Raw genomic sequence first — 13202 nt, 5'->3', positions numbered from 1 at the left:
GCATGGCATTGCCGGAAATGGCGCCGTCGTTCATATATGCGTATGCCTGGCCCTCGGCGCCGCCCGGAACGTTACCGCGTGGCGTCGGGGGCTCACCGTCAGAAATATGACCTAAAGTGACCTAACGTGCATGCATTGTTGAAAAGGATCGGCGCCACCGCGGTGGTGTCCATCGTGCTGTTCGTACTGTTGGGCGCCTTGGGCAGGGCCATGACCCCGCAATGGCGGGTCGAACCGTTCACCGACCACATCACGGTCGGATCCGCCGACACCACGATTCGCGCGACCGGCTTGCAGACCCCGCAGGAAGGCGCTTACCGTACCAAGGAAACGCACATCAAGGTGTCGCTTGCGCACAACGTGACGGTGAACGCCATCGTGCGCGAGCCGATCGGCGCTCCCGACGGCCATCCGGCATGCCTGCTCATGCACGGCTCCGGCACCGGCAAATCCGCCGAGGCATATGGCGACATCGCCGGTGCCATGGCTTCCGCCGGCATCACCACGCTGGTGCCCGACAAGCGTCTTGACAATTATTCGGCGTTGCACCGCGACTATGTGTCCAGCGCGCACGACTATGCGCGATCGTTGGAGATCCTCAGACGATGGCCCGGCGTGGATTCGGCGAAAACCGGATTGTATGCGGAATCGGAAGGCACGTGGATCGCCACCGTGCTTACGCAGGAGCATCCGGACATCGCGTTCGCGATTCTCACCTCCTCACCGGTGGTGTCGGGCCGCCAGCAGATGACGCTCGCCGCCACCAGCTATCTGACCACCGCGGGCGCGCCGGATGCCGTCAAACGAATCATCCCGAAGCTCACCAGTCTGGATCTGAGGCCCATCGGCCTGGAATACGCTGATTTCGATGCCGCAAAGTACCGTGCATCGCTGACCATGCCGCTGCTCATCAACTATGGCGTGCGCGACAACGCCATGCCGATCGAGCAGGGTGCGCGACTGCTCATGCAGGCCGCGAACAAGGCCGGCAACGATAACGTGACGCTGCGTTATTTCGATGCGAACCATCAGATGCGCACCGGCTCGAACAAAACCGTGCCGGGACTGCCGCTGGAGGAGCATTACACGCATGATCTGGAGGATTGGATCAACGCCGTCGCCGCCGGTACGACGGCCACCGGCTGGGCCACGCCGATGATTGCCGGCGCGCAGCCCGACCAACGGATCGCCGCACCGCTCAGTACCAAGCCCGCACTGGTCAAGACATTAAGCGTGCTTGTCGGCGGTATCGTGCTGTGTCTGCTGCTTGCGTTGATCGCGATTGCCGGCGCGCCGATACTGCTGATCGCCGGCATGTCTCGCGGCCCGCTGGATTCCCGCCGTTTCACCGGTCCCCTACGTGCGGCACTGTGCGTCAACACCGTGCTCGCCGTCGGCGTGACCGGCATATTCCTTGCCTATCTGATTACCGTGGTGCGGGACGCCATCGCGCTCACCAACGATTCGACGCTGCTTGCCGAACATTGGCGGGGCATAGTGATCGGCGCCATCGTCAGCCTCATCGCCTTCGCATGGCTGCTGGTCGAATGCGTATCCGCGGTTCGCAGTCGCCGCCGTCGGGCGACGGATCGGCCGGCACACGCGAATCCCGCAAATATGAATGATGGCCGCCGCGATATGGCGGCAATCCGAAGCGATCATGGAAAAACAGGCATCGGATTCGGCCATATCGCGGTGGCCACGTGTGTGATATTGTCGGCGGCGCTGTCGTTGGCGCTGCTGGCATTCTGGGGATTGTTCAGCTGATCACCGCATCGGCGCCCGATCGTTGTGGGTGTCGATCGCGTCATCGGCGGCCTCGGAGGCCCTACGTTCGGCCTTGGCCCCCTGCACCAGCCTGACGATCGCCCACACGAACGCGATGACGATCAGCACCAGGCCCAATCCGCCGATGGTGCCGACGGCGAGCAACCGCGGATCCACCCCCCACAGATCCATCGGGGATTTCAGGCCCCACATCACCGCCATCGCACCGATCAGCGCGATGCACACGCCTAAGGTGATGGTCGCGCCCGATGGTCCGGAGGGACGGATGATCAGGTCGCCGTTCGATGTGGTGGTAGTCACCGGTTTTGCGGTCTGCCGTATGGAATAATCGGCATGTTCCGCGGGCTTTTCGAACATCGGCACGGTCGTTTCCGATGCCGACGTATCTTCGGCGGTAGGCAATACCGTGGTCGGCTCATCTTCCCGCGCCGTACCGCCCGCCGGCATCGCACGGGTCTTGTCGTCGGTCATTTCGTCTCCTTTGCGTTGAAAGTCGGCAGCGAGTTCTGCGAAGCGTACTGCACGGTGACGCTGCCGCCGATGGTCATATGTGGGCTGATTCTCAGATCCAGTTGCGGGGCCTTGCCTTCCCCGGTCAGGCATGGCCAGTACCAGTGCTGGGCGTAGACCTTGTTCAGGGCCTTGTCGGTATCGACATCCTTGAACGGGGAATCGAACTCCCGTGTTTTCGCGGTGCCGGATGCATCATCCGATGCATCCGAATCCGTGGAATCATTCGGACGCATGAACCGGCAACCCGTGTCCCGGTCCGTGGTGTCGAGGGCCCGTCGCCCCGCCGTAACGTGGGATCGGTCGGTAAGGTCGAACGAGAATACGCCGTCGATGATGCCGACACCGTTGGCATCCATCACATCGATTTCGGACGGTCCCCCGACGAAATCCTGAATGGAGTATCCGCCGTAGTCTTCGTCCCCGTTCCCTCCGAAGGCCCACCAGCAGCCGTCCGGCAGCGTCACCACCACCTGGGCGCTTGATACGGTCATATTGATCGTTCCCGTCGGGCAGGTGCTGTCGCCCATGGTGCCGTCGTTGAGCTTCACCTTGTGCGAGCCGTTGGTCTTGCCATACTGGCTCAGGTCGATATGCAGCACGTCACTGTCGTAGTCGTTGCCGACAACGGAGATGCCCTCGCGGTATCGCTTCATCTGCGCGGCCGACGAGCCCATCACCTTGGTACCCTCAAGCGCGACGGTCCGATAGGTGTCGTTCTGCCTGAACCCGTACCAGCAGATGGAGTAGGTTCCGGTGCACAGCACCATGATGACGGCCATGGCCGCGGCAAGCCATGTCAGCGGGTGCAACCCGCCGGTACGTCGGCCCATGCATCCAAGGATGATGATGATCACGCCCATCAGCAGGCAGAATCCGCCTGCGACCAGCGTCGTCATCTGCAGTTTGTCCGCAACGGCATTCTGACTCATGCCGGAACCGTAGGACGTGCAGTACCAGCACAGTCCGGCCGCCGTAAGCAGTGCGAGGCCGAGCGTCAGGAGCACCAGGAAAGGTCCGGCCGGTTTTCTGCGCCCGTACCGCGGCTGCGGCTCGATCGGCGCGGCCGGTGCGGTGAAGGTCGGCGGCACGTTGGCCGTGGCGAACGCAGCCGGTCCGTTCATCGGCTGCTGCGATACATGGGCCCGCGGCGGAACGGCGCCGCCCGTACCGTTGGCCGGATTCTGCCGATAGGGAGGATTCCGCGGTGGCATGCCTTGCTGTGGCGGTACGCCACGCTGATACCATGGCGAAACCGGTTTTGGTCCATCCGTTGTCGCCACGAACGGCGGATTGCGCGGTGGCACCGGTCCGGCGGCACCCTGCGCACCGGGGACATAGGGGTTTTGCGGCACCGGCCCATATTGCGCCTGCCGCTGCCAGGTCGGCGCATAGGTCTGTCGATTCACCATCAGCCACAGCGCAAGCGCGGCCACTGCGAAGGCCACCCAGCCCGCTCCCGGCAGACAGATGGCGATCGCCATGCACACAAACACGCCGACGCAGCCCCAATCCCAACGGCCGGCAATCAGTTCCTCGCACAGAATACGGTCGTCGGTCTCGTCCGGCAGCAGGAACCAGGCCATGCCATAGAAGGCGGCGCCGCATCCGAAGAACAGCGAGGTGAGAATCACCAGCGCACGCACCAGCGCCACATTCCAACCAAGACGACGGGCAAGCCCGTCGCAGACACCGCCGACCCAACGGTCGCGCCCCCGCTTCAGCTGACTGTTTCGAATCCACGCGAAGAACCGGTTGGAGGGGGAGGGCTGCGGCCGGCCTGCAGGCTGCCGCGATGCGTTCCACTGGCTGTTTCGCGGATCATGGTTTGCATTGCTCATGGCTCCATTACATCAATCCGCACTTGCCATACTTATCGGGGAACACCCTGAATCTGCCCTGAACACGGGATGAAAGCCCCGATCCGGAGTCCCCCACGCGGCACAATGGAACCATGAAGTCCTATGGAGCACCGCGATACACGCAATACGAGTATGACTATGCCAGTTCGGTGTACGCACGCCATTACCTAGGCGATCGCGATCCGTACGAATCCGCTCCGATCAGGCCCGCCCGCCTGCCGTTGATGCGCCCGCAATACGGACGTTGGTTCGCAGGCGTCTGCAAGGGCATCAGCATGCATCTCGGCGTGTCGGTCGGACTGATCCGCCTGATCGCCATTGCCTCGACGTTCGCGTTCGGTGCGGGTGTGATTGCCTATATCTTCCTATGGCTGACCGTTCCGGTGGGAGATCCCGTGCAGCAGGCGTACCGACTGGCCGAGCAGCAGCCGATCAGCCGGTCGCCGCTATCCCATGGCAATGCCCCATACGCGAACGCCCCCCCAGCGCACGCATACGATGACCGGCGAATCGCAGTCCGGCAGCATCCGGGTCGAAGTTCCCAGCGCTACCGAAAACATGCAGGACTCCGGGGAAAGCCTGGAACATCTATTGAAAAACGCACCGAAACCCGCGCTGATCGCATTGGCGGGTCTGGTGCTGATCGCCGTCAGTTGCGCGATGCTGATCAGCGGCATTGACCGTACGCTCATCCTCCCGCTGCTGTTCGTCGCCATCGGCATCGGCGTATCCTGGCTGCGCTACAACGCGAAGGAAGGCCAGCTGTGGACGATGCTCGGTGGCATCGTGCTGATTTTCATCGGTTACGTGGTCTACGTCTTCGGCAGACTGCGCTACCTGCCCGTCTCGGATCACCCGACGTGGACGTTCGCCATCGCGGGTCTGGCGTTGCTGATCGGCGCGATGCTGGCGATTGTGCCATGGATCGTCGCGCTGATCCGCGACCTCGGCACCGAACGCGCGTTGAAGGAACGTGAGGAGGAACGCGCCGATATGACGGCCCATCTGCACGACGGCGTGCTGCAGACGTTGGCGCTGATCCAGCTGCATGCCGCCGACCAGCAGACCGTCTTCTCGTTGGCCCGCTCGCAGGAACGCGAGCTGCGTGAATGGCTGTACCAGGAACGCACCACGTCGGATCGTTCCGTCAATGCCGGGTTAAAGCAGATCGCGGCGCTGGTGGAGGACACGCACGGCAAGCCGATCGAAGTGGTGACGGTGGGTGACGCGCAGCCGAGCGCACAGACCGACGCATTGCTCGATGCCACGCAACAGGCGCTCATCAACGCCGTGACCCACGGTGCAGAGCCGATCTCCGTGTATTGCGAGGCGGGCGAGAACATGGTCGAAGTGTTCGTACGCGACCATGGCGAAGGTTTTGACATCGCCACGGTTCCGGCGAACCGCCTTGGCATTCGCGAATCGATTATCGGGCGTATCAAACGACGCGGCGGTACAGTGGAGATTGTATCGAGACCGAAATGGGGCACGGAGGTGCGCATGCATATGCCGATCGCCGCCGAACGGCCCAAAACCGGTAAGGCCGATGCAGACCAAGCCAAGGAGCAGCAATGAACGAGCAGGAGCAGCCGATCCGCATCGCCGTGGTCGACGATCATGAGATGTTCCGCGCAGGCGTGATCGCCACACTACAGCCGCATTTCAACATCGTCGGGCAGGCGCCGGATGTCGAGGGATCGGTGGCGATGATCGCACAGACCAAACCGGATGTGGTATTGCTTGACGTGCATGTGCCGGGCGGCGAAGGCGGTGGCGGTGCGGAAATCCTCACCCGCTCGCGCGCCTACTCCCCCAATACCGTATTCCTGGCACTGTCGGTATCGGATTCGCCGCAGGACGTCGGCTCCGTGATTCGTGCCGGAGCGCAGGGCTACGTGACCAAGACGATTTCCGGCGACGATCTGATCTCGTCCATCAAACAGGTGCATGAGGGCTATGCGGTGTTCTCGCCAAAGCTGGCGGGATTCGTGCTTTCCGCCTTTCAGGGCGCGTCTTCCGGCGGCGCGTTCGGCGACGACGGTGGCCCGATCCACGACGATGAGCTGGATCGTCTGTCGAATCGCGAACAGGAGGTCATGCGTCTGATTGCGCGCGGCTACACGTATAAGGAAGTGGCCGCCGAGCTGTTCATCTCCATCAAGACCGTGGAGACGCATGTCAGCTCGGTATTGCGCAAGCTACAGTTGTCCAACCGTACCGAACTCACCCGCTGGGCCGCCGACCGGCGCATCGTCTGACCCGATCCCCTCAGAGGTGGCCGGTCCACCGGTTCCGCTCATCTTCCTTTGACGAGAGGAGCGGGCGCGAAACGGACGAAAGACGGCTCCGTCACTTCGCCGAGGCATGAGTGGCGGAAAGCCGCACGTATCCGGAATGATGCATGGTGAAGCGCATACGGTCGGCGATATACACATCGATGGCACGCTCGAATGGCGTTCCTTCATCCGTGAACGCGATTCTATGAATACGCATCAGCGGCGTCTCCGGTTCGATCTCGAGCAACTCGTTCTCCCGATCGCCGCCGACCACGGATTCCAACGTCTCATCCACGCTATACGGGCGAATGCCATAGTCCCGCTCGAACATCGTGTAGAACGGCGTGGTCAGGTCGCGCGTCAAAAACATCGGGAACAGGTATGCGGGCAATCGCGACCGTTCCACGGACAGCGGCCGATCCTCGATATGCCGCAGACGGGTGATGTCGTAGATCATCGGATGTTCGCCGGGCAGCTTCAGAAGTCGTATATCGGAGGGCGAGGCCGGGGCGATCACGGCCTGCAACACCTTCGACGAAACCCGCATGCCCTGCCGCCTTGCGATGGCCGGCAACGATTCGACGGTGTTGATGTTGCGTTCCAACCGGCCGTCGGATACGACGATGCCGCCCGCACGACCGATCTTGCGGATGACTTCGTGGGATGCCTCCAACACCGCCAGAGCCGTTCTCAGGTCGGAACGGCTGATGCCGAAGGATTGTGCGAGCGCACGTTCCGAGCCGAGTCTCTCCCCCGGCTGCAGTTCCTGGTCACGGATAAGGGCTCGGATACGGTGGACCAGTTCACTCGTCGCCGGCCTCCTTCGGCCCGCGTCGATGCGATCTTCCATATCCGCGCCCTCCTTGCCGTATCTCCTTTCGTTTTACAGCTCCAATGTTTCGAGTGTTTTGGTGAATCCGTCCATGAACCAGTCCACATCGGACTCACTGAACACCAGCGGCGGCCGTAGTTTGAGAATGTTGCCGTAGCGACCGCACACCGACGTGAGGATGTGGTTGTCGCGCAGGGTTTCGAGAATGTCGAGTGCCGCCTTCTGGTCAGGTTCCTTGGTGCCCGGCCTGACGACCTCGCATCCGATGTACAGGCCCGCGCCGCGCACGTCGCCGATGCACGGATGAGACGGCATAAGGGACGCGACGGCATCCTTGAACACCTTGCCCACCTTCCTGGCATTGCCCATGGTATCTTCGTCGCGCATTACGTCGAGCACCGCCTGGGCCGCGGCCATGCACACCGGATTGCCGCCGAAGGTGTTGAAGTACGGGATGGAGCCGGCGAATGGTTCAAGCACCTCGTGCCGGGCCGCCATCAACGAGGTCGGCAGACCGTTGGCCATGGGCTTGCCGGAGGTGACCAGGTCCGGTACGATGCCCTGGCGTCCGAAGCCCCAGAAGGCGTCGCCGGTACGGGTGAAGCCGGGCTGCACCTCATCGGCGATCCACACGCCGCCAAGCTCGTGCACGGTGTCGATGACCGGCTTCAGATAGCCGACCGGGTCGGGGTACACGCCGTCGGACGAGAAGATGGAATCCGCGAGCAGGGCCGCAAACCTGATGCCATGACGCTCCATATCGGCCACGGCCTTACGCACCTCGCCGGCCATCCAGCTGCCGAATTCCTCGGCGGTGCATTCCGAAGCCGCCTTGCCTGCGATCTCGAGACGGTAGGTATCAGGCGTGGGAATCATACGCATTTTGAGACCTAGCGTCTGTGCGGTGCCGAGGGCCGGCGACAGTTTGGAGGTCAGGGCGGAGTTGCCGTGGTACGCCTCGTGCGTCACGATCACGCCCTCACCACCGGTGTAGGTCTGAGCCACGCGGATGGCCAGATCGTTGGCTTCGGAGCCGGTGCACTGGAACATGATGCGGTCGAGCTCGTCGGGCATGGTGGAGAGGATATCCTCCGCATAGTGCAGGATGTTCTCGTGCAGGTAGCGGGTGTGGGTGTTGAGCATCGAAGCCTGCTTCGACAGCGCTTCGACCACACGCGGATGACAGTGGCCCACGGATGCCACGTTGTTGTACACGTCGAGATATTCCTCGCCATCGGCATCCCATAGATGCGAACCGATGCCTTTCACCAGATGCACCGGATTGCGGTAGAACAGGCGATAGGCCGGTCCGAGCACGTTGCGTTCCTCGGTAAGCCTGCGCGTTGCCGGGTCGAGTGCGTCCGCCATCTCCGGACGGAAGCTGTTGGTGTCCATGATGGTTGATCGAGTGGCCATGATTCCTTCTTTCGTTGGCTCTCCTTGGCGTCACCCAAACGGTAACGCGGTTTTGTTGAGGGGCTGATACGGCACGGAAACAAACCATTTCCGCCATTTTCCGCTTATTTGGTAGATTTTTTTGGCGACGCTCGGATCTAAAAACGGCATGACCGCATTGACGATGTCTCATGCGATGCATGCCGTTATCCGATTACGGTATTGCCGCTCAGCCCTCGGTCCTGTACTCGATCTTGCCGCCGGATGCGGCAAACTCCTCTTCCGGGGAGAGCACCAGGTGCTTGCGGCCATAGACCGCGAAGAAGATGGTGGCGAGGATGTAGATGGCCACCATGGTGTAGACGGCCAGACGGTAGTCGGGGTTGAGCAGCACCGCCACGAAGATGCACAGAGCCAGCAGGCCGGCGATTACCGCACCCGGCACGCCGAAGCGGCTGGTGAAGGGTCTCGTGATGTCGGGCATGTTCCTCTTGAGCAACACATAGGAGATCATCTGCAGCAGATAGGCCAGCACGGCGCCCCATACGGCGATGTTAAGCACGACCGAGCCCGCGCCGGAACCGCCATAGGCGATGATGAACAATGCCGCGAAGCCGATGATGGCCCCGACGATCAGACCCCAGTACGGCGTCTTCTTCTTGCCGGTCAGCGACAGGAACGCCGGATAATAGCCTGCGCGCGACAACGAATACAGGTTGCGTCCATAGGCGAACATGATGCCCTGGATTGAGGCGAGCAGACCGATGAGCGCGAAGGCGGAGAGCACTGCGGCAAGGTTGCCGGGCAGAATCGCACGATAGCCGTCGAGCAACGGCTCATCGGAACCGGCGAGCGCCTCGGAACCGACCACGGCCGGATTGAGGAACACGATGATCAGCGCGGACAGCCCCAGGGTGAAGATGCACAAACGGGAGGACTTCGGAATGTTCCTCTCTGGCTCGCGGACCTCTTCGGCGGCCAACGGTAGCTGTTCGATGCCGAGGAACAGCCACATGGCGAACGGCATGGCGTAGAAGATGGCCCCCGGCCCGAACGGCAGGAATGCGGAGCCGCCATTCGTCGGCGTGATGTTGAGCAGCGTGGAGCAATCGGCCTTGCCCGTTGCGAACGCGCCGATGCCGAACAGTGCCACGATGGCGAGCGCGGCAATCGACACGACTTCGGCGAAACGGAAGGAGGTTTCGGCTCCGAGCCAGTTGACCACCACGAAGATGACATACAGGCCGAGCCACCAAATCCAACGCAGACCGTGATCGTCAAGCGAGTAGCCGGTCAGATCGGACAGGATCGCATCGGCGTATGCCGAGGAGAAATAGACGATGGTGGCCGCGGTCATCACATACTCCACGGTTTCCGCGAGACCGGTGAAGAAGCCACCCCACGGACCCATGGCCGCCCGGGCGAAGGAGTATGCGCCGCCGGTGTGCGGCATGGCGGAGGCCATCTCGCTGATGGAGTTGAGCATGAGCACGTACATGAGGTACACCACAAGGGCGGCCACGAGCATGCCACCCCAGCCGGCCTGCGCTATGCCGCCGTTCCACCCGGAGAAGTCACCGGAGACGACCGCCGCGATGCCGATGGCCCATAGGCCGAACGCTCCCGCGGTGCGTTTGAGCTGACGCTTTGTGAAATAGTCCTTGTCGGTTTCGACATAGGTCACGCTGCCTATGGAGCTTCCCGAAACGGTTGATGCCGTCATTGCAATCGCCTTCCTCTCTTACTGTTCGGCGAGTTATGCCATTGATTCCTCATTCAGTTGTGGTTGTTGGGTCGGTTGATGTTCAGTTATGAAATTCTCGGAGGGGGCACCGTTCAGTGCAGCAGCCATAACGGATCGTCAAGGTATCGTCTGGCGCACATCACGCTGCCGGGGGCCTGTTTGGCCGCCAAACCGTCCGGCAACGCATCCTCACGATGGTTGGTGGTCCAGCCGAGCATCTGCAGTCGGCGAATCATCGACAACGCCGACATGACGTGCAGTTCATCGTCGGTGAATGCTCCGGCGATCGTCTGGTAGCCTTTCACCCATGCCTTGGCAAGGTCGGGGGCGTAGGCTTCATGCTCGATGAAGCTCAGTGAGGACGCGTAGTCGTAGAGGTACCAGCTGTAGCCGGCATCATCGAAATCGATGACGGTCAGTTTGCCGTCATCGCCGCGGATTACATTCGAGGGGCGTAGATCGGCATGGATCAGGCCCCATGTCTCATTGGTGCGCGGCACTTTCATCACCACGTCCATGGCCTTCCACAGGGCGGTGTCGCACAACGTTCTCTCATCATCGGTCAGAGTTGCGCTTTCCCAGCGTCCCCAGCGCGGGGCAGGGCCGACCATGTTCGACAGATCCCAGTTGAAACGGGTGAAGCCGTACGGTTTGTTCCAAGTACGGGACTGTTCGTGGAATTTCGCCGCCCACCGGCCGATGGTTTCGTAGTATGGCGCGGGATTGTCGAGATCCTCCAGCACGGTGCCTTCCACGTACTTGGTCGAGATGACCGTCCAGCCGACACCGTTCAGATCGTTGATCTTCGTCACGAACGTGCCGCGTACGGTGGGTACCGGATTGATCAGGCTGATGCCGTCGATGTCATGCAATGCGTTGAGCCAGCTGATTTCCGAGGCGACTGCCTCCGGGCCGCCCACATAGCCGGGCTGCGAGACGCGCACCACACCTTGCGGTTCGCCGTCAAGCAGCAGCAGGAACGTCGCGTTTTCGGAGACGGTGATGAGATTGAGTTGCGCCCGCGCATGGTCGATGCCCCCACGCGCCGCATACCCCTTGAAACAGCCAGAACGGTGCCGGGCACCCCTTGGTCAGTCCGCTGAACGTGTCGAGACTGACGGCTTGCGTCGGGTCGTCGAGCAGGCTGGTGATCTGCTGTGCCATGGTGACCTCGATTCATAACGCTTCGGAAAAACAACCAACGATAAGGCCTCTTATCGAAAAACCTTTGATGCATGTTGTCATTACCCAAGATTGTGCCGGAGTCGGCCATTGCACTCACCACCACACTGTTACACGCCAGTAAAGAATGTCCTTCCGAAAATTAATGGCGCGTTACCACGGGATTCGACGCGGACGAGAGACGAACGGTGGGATGGCCGTTCATCTGTCGGCGGGACCCCGCCTCCCGCGCCGGACGGCGAAACTCATGAATCGATGTCGTCCTTTTCGAACGGGGGTGGTGCTTTGTTGGAATCATCGTTGATTTCCATATGGACGGACCATGCCACACCACGCGACGCCGCAGGCCAAACACGTCTGTCATTGGTCGGCTCGCGACCTATGCAGGCCTACCGCACACCCACATCTCCCTTAGAGGAAGATGCTTTCGGGAAGGATGTTCATCAGTATGAGCACGAAGCGAACGACAACGAGTCCGAAGAAAACGGCAACGGCAGGACGATTGCGCATAATCAGGGCGATATATTCGCGGAAGAACGCCGCCGGATAGAAGAAGGCCGCCGTGTGCCCGCCTACGCAGTTCGCGTTGATGCCAAGGCGTCGTGCGAACATCGCGGCGCGCAGGCAGTGGTAGGAACTCGTGGCAATGGTGCAGTGCGCGGCCCCGCCGCGGGCATCCATGATGGCGCGCGAGAACGCTAGGTTCTCTTCGGTTGTTGAGGACTTGTCTTCCAGGAGGATGCTGCTTTCCGGCACACCCCGCAAAAGCAGGTAGTGAGCCATGGCGCGGCTTTCGGAGATCACCTCGTCATGCCCCTGACCGCCGGACGTGATGATTGTTGCGCGACGCCCGCCCCGCTCCCAGGCCGCGATCGCCGCATCCAAACGCCCCCGCAGCAGTGGCGTGACCGTGCCGTCGTCGAGAATGCTGCACCCCAGCACAATGATGTATTCGGTTTCAGGGGCTTTGGCGGACTTGTAACAGATGTCGTTTGAGAACCAGACGCCCAAGACCGCGATGGGAACGTAGCTCACCATCATACTCACGAAGGTCATAATGCGGACGTAAAGCTCCGAGCCCGACATGCCCCATCCCGGTCCCCAAAGGAACCAGTAGTCGGAAAAGAGCAGCATGATGCCCCAGGCGAAGGGGAGCGCATTGGTAAGGGAGAGACCTTCGCGTCGCACCCCGATGACCCCATTTGCCAATAAGGCGAATCCCAGAATGGCAAAAAGGACCGGACGAATGAATACGAGAACGTAAAACACACCCTTCAGCCAAGGAAACGTTCCCATGTGGGTCATCGCCAGGCAAAGGACGCCGCTGAGAAGAAAAATGACGGACAGCTCCAGTACGAATCCGTTCGAAATGTGGTTGGGATGCCTTCTGGCCAGAAAAAAGGTGGCAATGCAGAGCATGACGCCAAGGATGCAGTAGACAAGGCCCAGCATTGTCATGTCGTCCTTCCGAGGGGGCAAAGTTGCGCAGCCCATTGTATCCGGCAAATGCGACGAAGCCGAACTTTGTTGATGTTGCGAAAAGGCCCGATGTGCCCGGGCTTTGGCGGAAGGTCGTACGGGACGATGATCCCGCCAGCGCGACCGACATGCGC

10 protein-coding genes and 1 pseudogene are annotated in these 13202 nt (G+C 61.4%); 3 read left to right on the top strand and 8 right to left on the bottom strand.

Features of this window, described 5'->3' with window-relative positions; genetic code table 11:
- Positions 1-135: 135 nt before the first annotated feature.
- A complete protein-coding gene (locus BMOU_RS08870) occupies positions 136-1767 on the top strand; it encodes an alpha/beta hydrolase family protein (RefSeq protein ID WP_034877452.1) in 1632 nt (543 codons plus the stop codon).
- Here the strand turns inward: BMOU_RS08870 and BMOU_RS08865 are convergent, their stop codons facing one another.
- Together BMOU_RS08865 and BMOU_RS08860 are read right to left on the bottom strand one after the other, a co-directional pair.
- The gene (locus tag BMOU_RS08865) at positions 1768-2259 is read right to left on the bottom strand and encodes a hypothetical protein (protein ID WP_034876809.1); all 492 of its coding nucleotides are present in this window, start codon (positions 2257-2259) and stop codon (positions 1768-1770) included.
- Positions 2256-4139: a PspC domain-containing protein gene (locus BMOU_RS08860; protein WP_034876806.1), complete on the bottom strand. Its 1884-nt coding sequence runs from the start codon at positions 4137-4139 to the stop codon at positions 2256-2258. Before BMOU_RS08860 ends, BMOU_RS08865 begins: the two co-directional genes overlap by 4 nt.
- A gap of 245 nt (positions 4140-4384) precedes the next feature.
- Here BMOU_RS08860 and BMOU_RS10740 point away from each other — a divergent pair.
- A pseudogene (locus BMOU_RS10740) lies at positions 4385-5735 on the top strand (ATP-binding protein).
- On the top strand, positions 5732-6418 hold the full coding sequence (locus BMOU_RS08850) for a LuxR C-terminal-related transcriptional regulator (RefSeq protein WP_034876804.1): 687 nt from the start codon (positions 5732-5734) through the stop codon (positions 6416-6418). Before BMOU_RS10740 ends, BMOU_RS08850 begins: the two are co-directional and overlap by 4 nt.
- A 91-nt stretch (positions 6419-6509) precedes the next feature.
- Here BMOU_RS08850 and BMOU_RS08845 read toward each other — a convergent pair whose 3' ends face one another.
- The 6 genes from BMOU_RS08845 to BMOU_RS08825 all read right to left on the bottom strand — a co-directional run bounded on the left by BMOU_RS08845 (position 6510) and on the right by BMOU_RS08825 (position 13047).
- The gene (locus BMOU_RS08845) at positions 6510-7286 is read right to left on the bottom strand and encodes a GntR family transcriptional regulator (protein ID WP_034876803.1); all 777 of its coding nucleotides are present in this window, start codon (positions 7284-7286) and stop codon (positions 6510-6512) included.
- Positions 7287-7319: 33 nt separating this feature from the next.
- A complete protein-coding gene (locus BMOU_RS08840) occupies positions 7320-8684 on the bottom strand; it encodes an aspartate aminotransferase family protein (RefSeq protein ID WP_034876801.1) in 1365 nt (454 codons plus the stop codon).
- Positions 8685-8892: 208 nt separating this feature from the next.
- Positions 8893-10386 (bottom strand): amino acid permease, encoded by a 1494-nt coding sequence (locus BMOU_RS08835; RefSeq protein ID WP_034876799.1) that lies wholly within the window; start codon positions 10384-10386, stop codon positions 8893-8895.
- A 113-nt stretch (positions 10387-10499) separates the two neighbouring features.
- Complete coding sequence (locus BMOU_RS08830) at positions 10500-11351, bottom strand: phosphotransferase enzyme family protein (RefSeq protein ID WP_235143759.1); 852 nt, start codon at positions 11349-11351, stop codon at positions 10500-10502.
- Between the two features lie 19 nt (positions 11352-11370).
- Positions 11371-11571 carry a hypothetical protein gene (locus BMOU_RS11620; RefSeq protein ID WP_235143758.1) on the bottom strand — a complete coding sequence of 67 codons (201 nt, stop codon included), beginning with the start codon at positions 11569-11571 and terminating at the stop codon, positions 11371-11373.
- Between the two features lie 429 nt (positions 11572-12000).
- Positions 12001-13047 carry a YdcF family protein gene (locus tag BMOU_RS08825; protein ID WP_034876798.1) on the bottom strand — a complete coding sequence of 349 codons (1047 nt, stop codon included), beginning with the start codon at positions 13045-13047 and terminating at the stop codon, positions 12001-12003.
- Positions 13048-13202 lie beyond the last annotated feature (155 nt).

Source organism: Bifidobacterium moukalabense DSM 27321 (assembly GCF_000522505.1).
Classification (GTDB): domain Bacteria; phylum Actinomycetota; class Actinomycetes; order Actinomycetales; family Bifidobacteriaceae; genus Bifidobacterium; species Bifidobacterium moukalabense.
The sequence above is the reverse complement of the archived record's forward strand: the minus strand, read 5'-3'. Positions and strand labels throughout refer to the sequence as shown.